Genomic DNA, 16,169 nt, shown 5'->3' with positions numbered 1-16,169 from the left:
TGAAGAAATAGAGCTGCTTGATGATGAAATAACATCTATCCCTGCCACAGACGATGTCAAGAACTTCTCCTACACCCTTATTGACGATGAGGTGTATTACAGAGAAAACTCTCTATTTGTAAAGAAAGAAGTAACAGATAAAAACAAGGAAAAGATTAAGGATTATCTTGAACTGAACGAAGCCTTAAAAGATGTAATATACAAGCAAAAAGAGGATTTTTCAGATGATGAAGTAAAGAAAGCTCAGGAGAAGTTAAATGAAGTCTATGACAGTTTTTCTAAAAAACATGGGTATGTCAATAATCTTTCTAATACCAGAGCCTTAAAAGAAGATAGCAACTTTCCGCTTGTTTCCTCAATAGAAATTCTTGATGAAGAAGAAAACTTTAAGGCTAAGGGAGATATTTTTTCAAAAAGAACAATAACAAAGGCAAAGACAATCGACCATGTAGATACTTCCCTTGAAGCTCTTGTGTTATCTATGTCTGAAAAAGGTTATGTGGACTTTGACTATATGGAAAGCCTGACAGGAAAAGAGCGACCTACTTTGATTGAGGAGCTTAGAGGAGAGATTTATCTAAGTATCAGAGAAGAACAAAACTTTTACAAACCTCTATCCTTTAACTTGGAAGATGGAGATTTACCTTTCGCCTGTGCAAACGGCAGCAATTCATATAAATATGGCTATGTAACAAAGGACGAATACCTATCAGGAAATATCAGGGATAAAATCGCCATTGTTGACAGCTATCTTTCAAAGCTAAGACAGACTGAAAGAGAGTTACCTCATCTTGGCTATGCGGAAGATGGCAAAGAAAAAGAGCTGATAAGCTATGAGATGAACCGTTTGGAATATCAAAAAGCTGAACTTACCAAAGTATTACCAAAAGAGCTTGAAGCAAGTGAGATTAGTGTTCGTCTTGGTGCAACTTGGATACCGATTAAGGATATAGAGAAATTCATCTTTGAAACACTTAAAACTCCGGGTTATGCCAAATGGGATATTAAGGTTAAATTTTCAAATCTTACAAGTGAATGGAATATTGAAGGAAAGAGCAGAGATAAGGGTAACGATCTTGCAGAAATGACCTATGGAACATCAAGGGTAAACGGATATAAGCTGATTGAAGATGCCTTAAACCTTAAAGAAACGAAAGTATTTGACCAGATTGAAAATCCGGATGGCTCGAAAAGTTCTGTACTAAATAAAAAGGAAACTCTCCTTGCGGGACAAAAGCAGGAGCTTCTAAAAGAAGAATTTAAGAACTGGATATTTAGCGATCAGGAAAGAAGAAACAGGCTTGTAAAACTGTATAATGAGCGTTTTAACTCTATCAGGAATCGTGAATATGACGGAAGTAACCTCTCTTTTGAGGGAATGAATACGGAAATAGAGCTTAGACCTCACCAAAGAAATGCCATTGCACGAAGTTTGTATGGAGGAAATACCTTGCTTGCCCATGTGGTGGGAAGCGGAAAGACCTTTGAGATGGTCGCTTCCGCAATGGAAAGTAAAAGGCTTGGAATGTGCAGTAAATCTCTCTTTGTTGTGCCGAATCACTTAACAGGACAGATAGGCAGAGAATTTATGCAGCTTTATCCGTCAGCTAACATTATGGTGGCTGATAAAAAAGACTTTGAGCCAAGAAACAGAAAGAGGTTTATCGGTAAGATTGCTACCGGAGAATATGATGCGGTTGTAATCGGTCATACGCAGTTTGAAAAAATCCCAATGAGTAAGGAATATCAGGAGAAACATATTCAGGATCAGATTGATGAAATCTTGAATTATATTGAGGAATACAAGCACGACAGAAACCAAAATTTTACGGTTAAGCAACTTGAAAAGACCAAGAAAAAACTGGAAGCAAGGCTTGAGAAACTAAACGATGATTTTAAGAAAGACGATGTCATTACTTTCGAGGAACTGGGTGTAGATAAGCTTTTTGTGGACGAAGCACATGGATTTAAGAATTTGTATCTTCATACAAAAATGCGTAATGTTGCAGGGATTGGGCAGTCGGAAGCCTTTAAGTCCTCCGATATGTTTATGAAATGCAGATATATGGATGAGATGACAAACGGGAAAGGAATAGTCTTTGCAACAGGAACACCTGTAAGTAACTCTATGACCGAGCTTTATACCATGCAGCGTTATCTTCAGTATGAAAACCTAAAGAAGAATCACTTGGAGCATTTTGATGCTTGGGCAAGCACCTTTGGAGAAACACAATCCGCCTTTGAACTTGCTCCTGAAGGAACAGGATACAGAGTGAAAACAAGATTTTCAAAGTTTTACAATCTGCCTGAGCTTATGAGTATGTTTAAGGAAGTCGCTGACATTCAGACCGCAGATATGCTTAATCTTCCAACACCTGAAGCACACTATGAAGTGATTAAAACCTTGCCGAGTGAGGAACAAAAAGAAATCCTAAAAGGATTATCTGAAAGAGCGGATAAGGTTAGAAATAAAGCGGTTGAGCCTGATGAGGATAATATGTTAAAAATCACCAATGACGGCAAGAAACTTGCTCTTGACCAAAGGCTTATCAATCCTCTGCTCCCTGACAATCCTGACAGCAAGGTTAATATATGTGTGAAAAATGTATTTGCCATTTGGGATAAAACCAAAGAAAACAAATCTACACAACTCCTTTTCTCCGATATGTCCACACCGAAAGGTGATGGAGAGTTTAATATCTATGATGATATTCGGGAAAAACTTGTAAATTTAGGTGTTCCAAAAGAAGAAATTGCATTTATCCACGAAGCGAACTCCGATAAACAAAAGGACGAACTCTTTGCAAAGGTGCGTAAGGGAGAGGTGAGGATATTACTTGGTTCAACTCAGAAAATGGGAGCAGGCACGAATGTGCAGAATAAACTGATTGCACTGCATGATTTGGATGTGCCTTGGCGTCCTGCGGATTTAGAGCAGCGTGCGGGTAGAATTGTTCGTCAGGGAAATGAAAATAAAGAGGTAAATATCTATCGCTATGTTACGGAGAACACCTTTGATGCATATTTGTGGCAGACGATTGAAAATAAGCAGAAGTTCATTTCTCAGATAATGACCAGTAAAACACCTGTCAGAGTGGCGGAAGATGTGGACGAAAGTTCCCTTAATTATGCAGAAATTAAAGCGTTGGCTACTGGCGATCCGAAGATTAAAGAGAAGATGGACTTGGACAATGAGGTTACAAAACTTAAAATGCTGGAAGCAAACTACAAGTCCAACCGTTATAGATTAGAGGATAAGGTTGCTAAAAATTATCCGGAAGAAATCACAAGAACGGAAAAGCTGATTGAAGCTGTAAAGAAAGATATAGCTGATGTAGAGCCGCAAGGAGAAGGCGAAAATAAATTTACTTCCATTACCATTTTGGGAGAAAAGATTACTGATAAGAAATTAGCAGGAGAAAAACTTCTTGAAGCTATCAAGACTATAAAAATCAACGAAAGTAAGATAATAGGAAAGTATAGAAATATGGATTTAGAGGTCAGCTATAACTTCTTTACCAACGATCATAACTTCAGCTTAAACGGTGCTGCAAAGCATTCCGGAGAGCTTGGAACAAGTGCGGACGGAAATATCATAAGACTGGATAACGCTCTTGAGAAAATGCCCGAAAAACTGAAAAGATTAGAGGAAAAGCTCATCAGCACCAAAGATCAGCTTGAAAATGCCAAAGAAGAACTTAAAAAGCCGTTTGAAAAGGCAGATGAACTGAAAACTAAAGTATTAAGGCTTGCCGAACTGAATAAGCTGCTCGATATGGGAGAGGTAGAAGAAAAGAGAAATGACAATCCCCTTGTGGAAGATGTAAAACGAGCGATTATTGACTTCTGTAACAGAGAGTATGAAGAAAACCACAGCTATGATGAGTTTGACACACTATACCCTGACTTAAAGCACATAGGAATTGCTTATACTGATACACCGGATGAAAGGCATGGGATTCAGTACGAACTGAATTTAGAAGCCAAAACATGGACACAGTATATTGATGATACTCCTATCAAAACGGAGAGCTTTGATTACGAGAATAAAGGAGAAAATGAAGCTCTAAGGAATATGAAAAATGAGATAGAGCTATCCTCTTTTGAAGATTTGGTCTATGTTGATTCCGAAGATTTAAGAACAGCAACGGGACTTGAGATTGATGATGAAGGGAACTTCTATGATCCGCTTGCAAAGGACTTAGATAATGACGGTATCATCGACAGATATGACAATGATTTCAGGGACAGTGATTACTTTGAATCAACCTATGATGTGGAAGATAATCTTCATACAAAAGAGGAAGCTTCTCAAAGAACGGAAGATAAACCGTCTATTTTAGGACAGATCAGAGCTTATCAAAGTGAAAGCAAAACGGAAGAGAAACAAACTACAAAAGAACAGGAATATGCAAGATAAGGGAGCGAACAGCTCCCTTTTACCATGAAAGGAGATAAAAACATGGATTACAAAACAATAAGGGATAGAATTGAAGATATGGCAAAGGATAACCACAAAGATTTTGTGAAGGCGGTTATCAGCATGGAAAAAGGCATTAACGATGAAAGTGCATTAGATAAGCTATATGATGCCTATATGGCAAATGACACCATCAATCTGCTTCATGAAGATTTCGATTACATGATTGAAGATTTAAGAGAACAGGGACAGATAAAAGACCTGCCCTATGTTCAGCAGGAGAAAGATAATCTTATAAATATTGTCGGAAATGTTGTAAGCAAGGTCGAACTTATTGAAAGGGAAAACAAGAACGGAGAAGCCTTTAAGGTGGTAAATTTCTCCGTAGTTTCCAAAGATGATGAGGGTAATAAGGTATATCATAATTGCTCCGCATATGGAGAAAAGAGTGATATTCCAAAGGACTTTAAACAGGGAGATTTCGTAAAGTTATTCGGACAGCTTAGAACCTCTATTGATGATAATGGCAAGGAACACAGCGATGTAAGAATATTATCCTCAAAGCTCTTAAAGGCAAAAGAACAGATGAAAGGACAGGATAAGAGTCAAGAGATTGCTAAACTAAAAAGCGAGATAGAAGAAAGAGAAAAAGACTTATTTTATGCAGATTCTTGGGAGCAATCAGAACAGATTAGAGCAGATATTGAAAAAATGAAAGCTAAGTTAAATACCTTAACCGGCTCTGAAAAAGGGAAAGAAAACGATAAAAAATCCATACTTGGTGCTATCAAAGAATATCAGGCAGAAGATAAGCAAAAGCCGAAAGAGAGTAAAGAAAAACCAAAAGAAACGGAGAGATAAATGTTTGTCGGTGTGGTCTTAGGGCTGCACCATCTCTTTTTTGTTGCTCAAAAAAAGGAGATAAAGATTATCTCTCCATCTCCTTACCCATGTAGATTCTGTAATTTTTTCGTATCTTGTAAAGCTCGTCCATAGCAGATTTTGAGGAAGAATACTCTTTCATCAGGGTATTCTTTTTTTCTTGCAATTTATCAAGTTCAGCTAAAATATCCTTTGAATTTGGAAGCTTGGAATAAGACTTTTTAAGTTCAGAAAGAGCATTTTCATAGAGGGTAATCTGAGTTTTGTATTCCTCAAAAAATGCCCTATCAGACGGATTCGCCTTATATTCCTTGTAATAGGCACGATATTTTTTTACAGTATGAACTTGCTCCATAGTAGCGGATAACTGTTCCATTTCCTTATCAATCGCTTTGATTTTATCCTGTAAATTTTGTCTTTCATCAGCACTTTTTTGAATAAATTCATCAAGTTGCTTAACAGATTTTATGCCATGTTCTCTGATAAAGATAACGGATTCCGCCATCGTATTAAGATTATGTTTCGTTGCCCAGTATTCATAGCCTTTACTCTCTTTGACTTTAGCATTGGTATTCATATCAATGATATTTCCGATGCGTTTTTTAACAGGAGGAGTCTTAATCATTTCCCTTTCTGCTATGCGTTCTTTTAATCGTTCTTCAGTATAATCTTCACCAATCGTCTTAGCTCTTGTAAATCTCGGTTTATCTTTCGGCTTAAAAGCGATGTGCTTGCCATGCTTTATTTCATAGCCAAGCTCAGCCATTTTCTTTAGAAATTCATCCCAATCCTGTGATTGCTTTATTATGCGGTCAATGTCAAATTGAAGCCTACTTTTCCAAGAAGTACCTTTCTTTGCCTGCTCATTTTCATACCAAGACTTACCGTTTACTTTATACTTTTTCTTAAAACTTTCGTAGTGTTCATCAATGACGGAAAGGTTGTTTTCTTTGCATAGCTTATCACTCTGGTAACGGATCTTATGATAGCTTTTCTTATTGGATTGATAGCATTTACCGGTAACCATATTTACATTATTAAAGATGATGTGATTATGGATATGCCCTTTATCTATGTGCGTCGATAACACAAACTCATACTCATCTTTGAGTATCTTTTTACATAATTCAAGACCGATCTGATGTGCCATTTCAGGCGTTGTTTCTCCCGGTAGAAAAGATTGAATCAGATGTCTTGCAAGGACAGTTCCCTTAGTTCCCGCCTCCTCTCTTGTTCGTAAAAACTGAGTATGAGCAGAAGATTCGTGGCATTTATGCGTGCTGACCAAAAGCTGTTCATCGGTCTTTTCTTCATTGACAATATAGTTTATGGCGAGATGAAGCGTTGATTTAATAGGGTGTATTTTAGTAATAGCCATTGTCATTCCCCTTCCGTTTCAGCAGTTCTTTTCAGAAGTAGAGAGTGAATTTGCCACAACTCTTTGGAAAAATGTTCAATCTCTTTTTTCATATCGCCTATGTCCTCTTTGTAGATAACACCGGTCGAATTTACTCGCTTTGCAATCTGATTGATATTATTTGTAGCACCTCTAAGTAAGCCTTGTAGCTCTCGAAACGGCTCTAAATCTACCTGATAAATTTCCTTTTCTAAAACGCATTTGCGGATAAAGTGGCTCATATTTCTGCACTTTGCAAGTTTCCTTTTCTCCTCAAAAAGAGTTTTTTCTTCCTTAGTCAACTTAATTTCAAGTCGTTCATTTCGTAATCTGTTTACCATAGATATTTCCTCCTTTGTATGATTTTCGGGGTCTTAGGGTCTCCCTAACAAGCTAAAAATTGATAAAAAAAGAAGCAAATCCCGAAGGACTGCTTCATCAATTTTTCCGTAAGTGTCCGTACACTTACTGTGCTTGCTACAAAAGAATGATTTATAGAAAGCTTTAAGCATATTTGGACTTTATTATAACATATAAAACCAGATATTGATATGATTTTATGAACAAAATAAAACCATTTGGAGTATAATATAACTATTTAGAGTAGCGACACAAAGAATATTCCTGTAAAATGAGAACAATTATAAGTTAGCAATATCTAACTTAATTATTTGTAAATTTTATGGAGGTATTATTATGAATCAAGAATCTCAAAACAACAAATTAAACGCTAAAGATTTAATAAATGTGGGAATTTTTACTGCAATTTATTTTGTTTTATATTTTGTAACTATGATGTTGGGATACATTCCTATTTTTACGATTTTGCTGGGAATCCTTACACCAATTGTATGTGGAATACCGTTTATGCTTTATGTTACTAAAATAAACAAATTTGGAATGGTTAGTTTAACAGGAATAATCATAGGAATATTATTTATGGTTATGGGTAGTGGCATTTTAGTTTTGGTTTGCTGTGTTATCTGTGGAATACTTGCTGATGTTGTTATGAGAGCAGGTAAGTATAAAGATATAAAATTTATTATATTAGGATATTCTTTTTTTTCATTATTAAGCAGTGGATTTTTTGCAAGAATATATTTTATGAGAAGTGAGTTTTTGAAAACTGTATCAGAAGGATATGGAGCGGAGTATGCAAAAACTTTAGCGGAACTTACTCCAAATTGGGTTCTTCCGGTTTTTGTACTTTCTTGTTTTGTTGGTGGAATTTTAGGCGGAATATTAGGCAGAGCTGTTTTAAACAAACATTTCAAAAAAGCAGGAATAGTATAATGAAAATGGAGATAGATTATATATTTGAAAGCAAAAAATCCATATCTCTTGATCCAAGAACCAAAATTTTTTTAATGATAATAGTTACCACAATAATGACAGCCGGTAGTTCAGTAGGAATAATGTATTATATACGCTTTGCAACGCTTATCTTACCTTTATTGTTGTTAAGCATTGATAAAAAGTGGAATATAGTTTGCAGACTTTTAATAACATATAGTATCCTTTTCATATTGGAACTAAAAATATTTCCGATATTGTCAGGATTAGGCTTTTTTATTTTGGGAGCATTAATAGGTATATATATAAGAATTCTACCGGGATTCATTATGGGGTATTATTTTATCAGTACAACAACAGTAAGTGAGTTTATAGCAGCAATGGAGAGAATGCATTTGTCTAATAAAATTATTATCCCACTTTCCGTTGTATTCAGATTTTTTCCTACAATAAAAGAAGAATACTCATATATAAAAGATGCAATGAGAATGCGAGGCATTAATTTATGTGGCGATCCTGTTAAAATGCTGGAATACAGGTTAGTGCCACTTATGATTTCGATTACAAAAATAGGAGAAGAATTATCAGCTTCAGCATTAATTAGAGGATTAGATTCATCAGGAAAGAGAACCAATATATGTAAAATTGGATTTAAACTTTTAGATGTGTTATTAATAATATATTCATCATTGCTTTTCTTAGGATTTATCTTTCTATAATGAGGATGGTGAGAATAAATGATCGAATTTAGAAATGTAAGCTTTAGTTACGGTAATGTAAGTGAGAAGAAAGACAGCATATCAGAAATTAGTTTTTTTATCAAAAAAGGAGAAACGGTATTATTTTGTGGCGATTCAGGATGTGGAAAATCTACTGTAGGAAGGCTTATCAATGGATTAATACCCAATTATTATGAAGGAAATATAGTAGGGGAAATATACATTAATGGTGTTAATTCGGATAAATGCAGTTTGGAAGATATATCTAATATTAGCGGAAGTGTTTTTCAAAATCCTAAAACGCAATTTTTCACTGTAGATACGACAAGTGAATTAGCTTTTGCAAGTGAGAACAAGGGAGTTTCTGAGACTGAAATTATTTCTAAGATAAAGAAAACGGTCAGACTTTTTAATATAGATAATTTGTTAGGGGAAAATATCTTTTCCTTATCGGGAGGAGAAAAACAAAAAATTGCTTGTGCTTCAGTTTCTGTTACAGATCCTGATATTATAATTTTGGATGAGCCGTCCTCAAATCTTGACAAACAGTCTACTAAAGATTTAAGGAATATAATAGAGCTATGGAAAAAGCAAGGAAAAACTATTATTATTGCAGAGCATAGATTATATTATCTGCAGGGTTTACTGGATCACATATTTTATATGGAATCAGGTAGAATAGTTGATTGCTATGATGATGAAAGCAAGTTTTATGAGCAACATAAATCTAAAATAAGACCGTTTACTTTAAGTAAGTATCCGATAGAGGTAAGAAAACTGACCGGAACGGAAACTTTTATTCTATCAAATTTGAAATTTGCTTATAAGAAAAACAAAATGATACTTGATATAGAAAATTTACAATTTCCATTAAATAATGTTGTGGCAATTATTGGAGACAATGGTGCAGGGAAATCTACATTTGCACGCTGTATATGTGGCTTGGAAAGTAAAGATAGAAGTAAAATTAAATATAATAATAAAGTATTAAAGAAAAAGGACAGATTGCGTAATTGCTATATGGTGATGCAAGACACAAATCATCAGCTATTTACAGAAAGTGTAGAAGATGAACTGTTATTAGGGGCAGATAAAACTATAAAGAATGATATAATAAGTATAATGGAAGAACTTAATTTACTGGAATTAAGAGAAAGACACCCGATGTCTTTATCAGGCGGTCAAAAACAGAGAGTTGCAATTGCAAGTGCTTTGACATCAAATCGTGATATTTTGATTTTTGATGAGCCTACGAGCGGTTTAGATTTAAGCCATATGATACAGGTCGCTAATGAAATCAAGAAGTTAGCGGATAAAAGGAAAACCGTTATAATAATTACTCATGACTATGAATTTATAGCTACCTGTTGTAACTATGTGATTCAAATGGATAAAGGACGAATAAAAGAACAGTATCTTTTAGACGATAAGGGATTTGTAAAATTAAAAGAATATTTTTTGAACTGAGGTGATATGTTTGCTTGAAATAAATCAATTCATGTTAAAGCAAGGTATGAATAAAATTTGCGAAGATAGAGTTTGTGCAGTATATGAAATGCAACAAGATAGAGGAAATGGGACAATAATCTGTTATCAGGTTTTTCCGGGAATTTCGGTGATGTATAATAATTTTCATGCCATCGTAAACTCAAAACGCATAGAATCAGAAAATAATTGTCTTAGCATACATCACTGTAAGGAAGGAAGAATTGAATCAGAAACTATAAATGGAGAATATTTATATTTAGAACCGGGAGATGTTCTAATTGAAAAATTGGATTCAGAATATAGTACCTGTAATTTTCCATTATCACATTTCCATGGAATAACTATTAATATTTCCTTGTCAGAGAATGTAGAGGGAAGATTGAATGAGCTTTTAGGTTATTTTAATATTAATACTATGGAGATTAAGAAGCTGTTTTTATCAGACAATACTCCATTTGTATTACACGAGGAGGCAATGATAAATCATATTTTTGGAGAGTTATATATGCTTCCGGACAAAGTAAAGAAGGAATATTTACAAATAAAAATAATAGAGCTGTTTATTTTGTTAAAATCTATTGATCTAACGCAAGTAAACAAAACACAACAGTATTTCTACAAATCACAAGTGGAAAAAATTAAAGAGATAAAAAGTTTGATTACAGATAATTTAGATAAGCACTATACAATGACAGAATTAGCAAAAATGTATGATCTATCATTATCAGCTTTGAAAAAGTGCTTTAAAGGTGTATATGGGGAGGCGATATACTCATATTTAAGTAGTTACAAGATGAATGTAGCAGCCAGCTTATTGTTAAAAACGGATGAAAGTGTAACAGCAATAGCAGGGAAAGTTGGCTATACTAATGTGAGCAAGTTCTCAGAGGTTTTTAAAAAGAACTATGGCAAAAGCCCGATGGAATATAGAAAAATAAATATCCAAACAGAGTAATATATAGCTATTCAGGGGAGCAAAATATATTAGAAATCTATAAAATAGAACTATGAACAAAATCATGGTTCTATTTTATTTTTTAGGAGGGGTAGCTGTAATGAAGAAGAAAAGTTGGATAAAAATAGCTCTTTCATTTGCAGTTCAATGCAAATGGAAAATTTTATTATCAGTAATTTGTGCTATTATTGGTGTTTTTGCGGGAATTGTACCATATTGGTGTGCATATAAAATAATTGAATTGTTTGTTAATGGGAGTATTTCTTTAAATCAGATTGCATATTATTGTTTGGCGGCGGTTTCAGGATATGCTGTCAGATACTTATTCCATGGAATTTCAACTACATTATCACACTTGTCTGCATATAACATATTGGAAAATATCAGGCTTAGTTTGGCAAGGACATTTGTTAAAGCACCACTTGGCTATGTAATGGGAGAATCTGTTGGAAAGCTTAAAAGTGTAATAGTTGATAGAGTAGAAACAATCGAACTTCCTTTAGCACATGTAATACCGGAATGTATATCTAATATTACTCTTTCAATAAGTGTATTTGCATATTTAACATTTATTGATTGGAGAATGGCGTTAGCAATGCTGATTACAGTACCGATTGCCGGAACTTCTTATATGATAATGATGAAGAACTTTAACTCGGAGTATGCCAAATATATGGAAACGAGTAATTATGTAAATAGTGTAATTGTTGAGTATGTAGAAGGAATTGAAGTGATTAAGGCATTTAACCAATCAACAACTTCATATAATAAATTTGTTAATGCAATAAAAACTTTTAGAAATTCGACTTTGGCATGGTACAAAAGTGTTTGGAAATACATGAATTTTGGTAATTCTGTTCTTCCATCCACTTTTTTAGGAGTGTTACCAATAGGATTAATCCTTTATGTAAATGGGCAAATTTCTCCACAAAATCTGGTCATATGTTTGATCTTATCATTAGGTGTTGTCGGACCTATGATGAACTTTACAAATTACATTAATGAAGCTAAAGCAATAGAGTATGCTTTGCATGATGTAAGCAGTGAACTTGAAACACCGGTATTAAGCGACTCAGAAAAAGATATTGAGATAAAAGACAATACAATTGAACTGAAAAATATTTCATTTTCATATGATGGAAATTTAGACAATAAAGTTCTATCAGATATAAATTGTATTTTTAAAAAGAATGAGTTTACAGCTTTAGTTGGTCCTTCCGGAAGCGGAAAAAGTACAATAGCAAGATTAATAGCAAGATTTTGGGACACAAATGAGGGGAGTATATTAATAGGTGGAGTGGATATAAGAGATATATCCATTTCAAAATTGAATGAATTAATTAGTTTTGTTACACAAGACACCTATTTATTTAATTGCTCTGTTAAAGAAAATATTCGCCTTGGTAATCCGGATGCTTCAGATACAGAAGTTTTTAATGCTGCAAAGCTAGCTTGCTGCGATGAATTTATAAAAGAATTGGAAAGTGGATATGATACAGTTGTTGGAAATGCCGGGAATAAGCTATCAGGAGGGGAAAAACAGAGAATTTCTATTGCAAGAATGATATTAAAAAACTCTCCAATAGTAATACTTGATGAAGCTACTGCATTTACTGATCCGGAAAACGAGAGTAAATTACAACAATCCTTGTCGGCATTATCTAAAGGGAAGCTATTGCTGGTAATTGCTCATAGATTATCAACAATAAAAAATGCAGATAAAATAATAGTTTTGAATAATGGAAAAATTGATAATATGGGAACTCATGAAGAACTGTTGCAAAATTGTGAACTGTATCATGATATGTGGCTATCTCATATTGGAGCGAAAAACTGGTCAGCAAATTCAAAAAGGAAGGAGGTATTGTAATGTTTGGAATGATAAAGAGGCTCATAGGCTGGACTGGAAAATATAAAAAAAGAGTTTACATCGGATTTATTTATGCCTTTATAAACAGTATTTTTACTTCCCTGCCGATCATGCTTGCGACATATGGGCTGGGATTGGTTTTTGACGATTACAAAGGAATTAGAACTTTTGACAATGATCAAATTATTTATATTTTTCTATTGATGATTCTTGTAATTGGAGGAAGATTCTTATTTTCATATTTAAGAGCTGTTACTCAGGAAAGTGTTGGTTGTGAAGCCACAGCAGAACAACGAATTCGTTTGGGAAATATATTTAAAAGAGTTTCGCTTGGCTTTTTTAACAGTAACAATATGGGAGAAATATCTTCTGCTGTAACCACAGATTTATCATTTATAGAAATGTTGTCTATGAATATGATTAATACAGTTGTAAATGGATATATTACGGTTTTGGTAATGATATTGTTTTTGCTGTTTTATTGTCCATTAGCGGGAATTATCTCATTAAGCGGTATAGTTTTATCTGCTTTATTTTTATACATTGAGGCTAAAATTAGTGATAAAAATGCTTCCATTCATCAAAAGGCTCAAGACAGCATAGTAGAAAATACAATTGAATTTTTAAGAGGGATGCAGACTATAAAAGCATTTAAACAAGAAGGCGTATCTGTGCAAGGTATTAGGAAAGCATATAAAAATCATAAAGATGTAAATATTAAAATTGAATTGGAATATTGCCCATATAATTGTTTGCACCAATTTGTATTAAAAGCCGCCTCAGTTGGAATTATAGCTGTTAGTGCATATTTAACATATACCCGAAAAATGGATGTAAACATTATGCTTATGATGGATATGTTCTCGTTTGTTATGTTTAGCCAAATAGAGCCGTTAAGTAATGCAATTCATGTAATAGAGGTTGTTAATAAAACATTAGATAAATTAGAAAAAATAGAAAAGGCGGATATTATAGATAAAGGCGGGCAGAATATAGAGTTAAAAAGACATGACATAAAGTTTTCTGATGTATGTTTTTCCTATGACAAAAAGCAAATATTAAATAATATTTCTTTTTATATTCCGGAAGGCAGTACCACAGCCATTGTAGGTCCTTCAGGAAGTGGAAAAACAACAATTTGTAATTTGATTGCAAGATTTTATGATGTGAATAGTGGAGTTATAACTGTTGGGGATAAAAATATCAAAGATATAACCTGTGATAGTCTTTTGAAGAATATTTCAATGGTATTTCAAAAAGTGTACTTATTTAATGACACAATAAAAAATAATATTTTATTTGGTAATCCAAATGCTTCTGATAATGAAGTAATAAATGCAGCCATAAAAGCACATTGCCATGAATTTATTTCAAAATTACCAAATGGATATGACACTATCATAGGCGATGGCGGGGCTACCTTGTCGGGAGGAGAAAAACAACGAATTTCAATAGCAAGGGCTATCTTAAAAGATTCTCCAATAATAATACTTGATGAAGCTACAGCAAGTGTTGATCCGGAAAATGAGCATTTAATTCAAAATGCAATAAGCTCACTAACAAAAGGAAAAACAGTAATTGTTATTGCTCATAGATTAGCAACAATTCAAGATGCAGATCAGATATTGGTTATTGATAATGGTGATGTAGTTCAGAAAGGTAATCATCTTGAGCTGATTAATCAAGATGGTATTTATAAAAATTTTATAAACATAAAAGAATCAGCGGAAGGATGGTGTATTTCATAATTTAGCTGTAAGGAATGGAGGGTTGAAAATGAAAAAAAATTTATATTTAATAGATGAAAGTCAGAATATTTTGCATAATCTTTTTTTCAATAGGCTTCATAATTGTTCAGCTTTCCAAACACTATTCAGTACAATTTAATACATTTAAAGGAAGAACAAGTTCCTTTCATTTTAGAGGACTTCTTGTGCTTAAGTGCAGGAGTCCTCCTTTTTTTGCCTGAAAACAAGCAGACAGAAAAAGAATGGAGGACTTGAAATGAAAAAAGAATACTACCTTTATGTCAATGGACAAAAGGTGAAAGTCAGTGAGGAGATATATAAGGTCTACTGGCGTGAGAAAGAGCATGAAAAATATTTGGAGCAGGTGGACAGGAAAAACCACTTGCTCCTTTTTTCTTCACTGGATCATGACGGACACTTTGAGGAAAATATTGTTGATGAAGGCATTGATGTGGAAAAAATTGTGGAAACACAGATGATGATAGAAGCAGTCAGAAATGCTATATCAAGGTTAAATGCAGAAGAAAAGGACATCATAGAGCGTTTGTACTTTCATGATGAACCAGTCCGTTCGGTAGCAAAGTTAAAGAGTATCACACACCCGGCTTTGATTAAGAAAAGAAACAAAATCTTAGAGAAGCTGAAAAAATTTATCGAAGAAATTTAGAATTTCGGTAACCAAAGGGGTCAAATTTTCCTTATATAAAGTGAAGGGGAGTTTGACCTCTTTTACTTTCTTTTATAAGAGATAGGTTGCTATGGCAAATTGGAAAATAGAAAGAAAAATCCCTTTCAAATATTTTGTTCTTTGACAACTGAATAGACCAAGGTAGGACTTTATCTGCTTGTGGAGAATTATGACTTACGCCAAGACCTTTCTGCTAAAAAATATTTTGGTTCAATGAATACTGAGAAAATCAAGGAAACAAGGAAGCGAGCGACAAATAAGATTACATAAAAAACAGATGTGGCAGTCTGTTCGTTGATACAGGCAGTGATAATGATACTTCAACAGTTTATGCCGGCTCGTCTTGAATAAGGGGCGGAGGTGAGATTCCTATGTTGTCAGCCAAGACACCTACCAATGTCATAAAACTTAAAAAAGAAAACAACAGGGAAAGGAGTTTTTTTATGAATGCAGAAGAATTAGCAAGATATAAAAACATGTCAGCGGAAGAGATAGACAGGAAAATTGTCCCTGATATTGAAAATATAAAAGATAAGAAAAATGCAGAGCCGCTTTCCATGTACTTTATGAAAGTCGTAAATGTCATTGTTAAATGTAGCTATGCAGAGAATGGAAGAAGTTTGGAGGATTGCTTTTTGTCTTACCTAAAAAAGAAAGCAATGCTTCTTGATTAAAATATGATAAAAGGGGCAGACTTTTTTACAAATCTA

General features: G+C 33.9%; 11 protein-coding genes and 1 pseudogene. 10 read left to right on the top strand and 2 right to left on the bottom strand.

Translation table 11 applies throughout. The features are described 5' to 3' along the window. Positions 1–4,420: helicase-related protein (locus HMPREF9629_RS06290; protein WP_009525536.1), on the top strand; the 4,420-nt coding region annotated here is incomplete at its 5' end. Positions 4,421–4,462: 42 nt separating this feature from the next. After that, positions 4,463–5,017, top strand: a pseudogene (locus HMPREF9629_RS06285) (single-stranded DNA-binding protein); the annotation flags it as partial. A gap of 331 nt (positions 5,018–5,348) precedes the next feature. On the opposite strand, the gene HMPREF9629_RS06280 reads toward HMPREF9629_RS06285, so the two are convergent. Beyond that, positions 5,349–6,680: a relaxase/mobilization nuclease domain-containing protein gene (locus HMPREF9629_RS06280; RefSeq protein ID WP_040012690.1), complete on the bottom strand. Its 1,332-nt coding sequence runs from the start codon at positions 6,678–6,680 to the stop codon at positions 5,349–5,351. A gap of 2 nt (positions 6,681–6,682) precedes the next feature. Further along, the gene (locus HMPREF9629_RS06275) at positions 6,683–7,039 is read right to left on the bottom strand and encodes a plasmid mobilization protein (protein WP_009525533.1); all 357 of its coding nucleotides are present in this window, start codon (positions 7,037–7,039) and stop codon (positions 6,683–6,685) included. Between the two features lie 355 nt (positions 7,040–7,394). Here HMPREF9629_RS06275 and HMPREF9629_RS06270 point away from each other — a divergent pair, with 355 nt between their 5' ends. The 8 genes from HMPREF9629_RS06270 to HMPREF9629_RS06235 all read left to right on the top strand — a co-directional run bounded on the left by HMPREF9629_RS06270 (position 7,395) and on the right by HMPREF9629_RS06235 (position 16,133). Then, complete coding sequence (locus HMPREF9629_RS06270) at positions 7,395–7,991, top strand: MptD family putative ECF transporter S component (protein ID WP_009082840.1); 597 nt, start codon at positions 7,395–7,397, stop codon at positions 7,989–7,991. Beyond that, positions 7,991–8,710 carry an energy-coupling factor transporter transmembrane component T gene (locus HMPREF9629_RS06265; protein ID WP_009525532.1) on the top strand — a complete coding sequence of 240 codons (720 nt, stop codon included), beginning with the start codon at positions 7,991–7,993 and terminating at the stop codon, positions 8,708–8,710. The genes HMPREF9629_RS06270 and HMPREF9629_RS06265 overlap by 1 nt, the downstream gene beginning before the upstream one ends. Before the next feature lie 18 nt (positions 8,711–8,728). Continuing rightward, positions 8,729–10,177: an ABC transporter ATP-binding protein gene (locus HMPREF9629_RS06260; RefSeq protein WP_009525531.1), complete on the top strand. Its 1,449-nt coding sequence runs from the start codon at positions 8,729–8,731 to the stop codon at positions 10,175–10,177. A 10-nt stretch (positions 10,178–10,187) separates the two neighbouring features. Continuing rightward, the gene (locus tag HMPREF9629_RS06255; protein ID WP_009525530.1) at positions 10,188–11,153 is read left to right on the top strand and encodes a helix-turn-helix domain-containing protein; all 966 of its coding nucleotides are present in this window, start codon (positions 10,188–10,190) and stop codon (positions 11,151–11,153) included. 100 nt (positions 11,154–11,253) lie between these two features. Then, positions 11,254–13,023: an ABC transporter ATP-binding protein gene (locus HMPREF9629_RS06250; RefSeq protein ID WP_009525529.1), complete on the top strand. Its 1,770-nt coding sequence runs from the start codon at positions 11,254–11,256 to the stop codon at positions 13,021–13,023. Further along, positions 13,023–14,771 carry an ABC transporter ATP-binding protein gene (locus HMPREF9629_RS06245; RefSeq protein ID WP_009525528.1) on the top strand — a complete coding sequence of 583 codons (1,749 nt, stop codon included), beginning with the start codon at positions 13,023–13,025 and terminating at the stop codon, positions 14,769–14,771. Before HMPREF9629_RS06250 ends, HMPREF9629_RS06245 begins: the two co-directional genes overlap by 1 nt. A 256-nt stretch (positions 14,772–15,027) precedes the next feature. Next, positions 15,028–15,438 (top strand): sigma-70 RNA polymerase sigma factor region 4 domain-containing protein, encoded by a 411-nt coding sequence (locus HMPREF9629_RS06240; RefSeq protein ID WP_009525527.1) that lies wholly within the window; start codon positions 15,028–15,030, stop codon positions 15,436–15,438. 392 nt (positions 15,439–15,830) lie between these two features. After that, a complete protein-coding gene (locus tag HMPREF9629_RS06235; protein WP_009525526.1) occupies positions 15,831–16,133 on the top strand; it encodes a hypothetical protein in 303 nt (100 codons plus the stop codon). Positions 16,134–16,169 lie beyond the last annotated feature (36 nt).

This window comes from Peptoanaerobacter stomatis, from assembly GCF_000238115.1.
Classification (GTDB): Bacteria; Bacillota; Clostridia; order Peptostreptococcales; family Filifactoraceae; genus Peptoanaerobacter; species Peptoanaerobacter stomatis.
This window is presented reverse-complemented; position numbering and strand designations above follow the sequence as displayed.

What these genes read in the sequence shown, in the direction of transcription:
- HMPREF9629_RS06235 (WP_009525526.1), top strand. Translation starts at nt 15,831, where the DNA reads ATGTTGTCAGCCAAGACACCTACCAATGTCATAAAACTTAAAAAAGAA.
- HMPREF9629_RS06260 (WP_009525531.1), top strand. Translation starts at nt 8,729, where the DNA reads ATGATCGAATTTAGAAATGTAAGCTTTAGTTACGGTAATGTAAGTGAG.
- HMPREF9629_RS06270 (WP_009082840.1), top strand. Translation starts at nt 7,395, where the DNA reads ATGAATCAAGAATCTCAAAACAACAAATTAAACGCTAAAGATTTAATA.
- HMPREF9629_RS06280 (WP_040012690.1), bottom strand. Translation starts at nt 6,680, where the DNA reads ATGGCTATTACTAAAATACACCCTATTAAATCAACGCTTCATCTCGCC.
- HMPREF9629_RS06240 (WP_009525527.1), top strand. Translation starts at nt 15,028, where the DNA reads ATGAAAAAAGAATACTACCTTTATGTCAATGGACAAAAGGTGAAAGTC.
- HMPREF9629_RS06250 (WP_009525529.1), top strand. Translation starts at nt 11,254, where the DNA reads ATGAAGAAGAAAAGTTGGATAAAAATAGCTCTTTCATTTGCAGTTCAA.
- HMPREF9629_RS06265 (WP_009525532.1), top strand. Translation starts at nt 7,991, where the DNA reads ATGAAAATGGAGATAGATTATATATTTGAAAGCAAAAAATCCATATCT.
- HMPREF9629_RS06275 (WP_009525533.1), bottom strand. Translation starts at nt 7,039, where the DNA reads ATGGTAAACAGATTACGAAATGAACGACTTGAAATTAAGTTGACTAAG.
- HMPREF9629_RS06245 (WP_009525528.1), top strand. Translation starts at nt 13,023, where the DNA reads ATGTTTGGAATGATAAAGAGGCTCATAGGCTGGACTGGAAAATATAAA.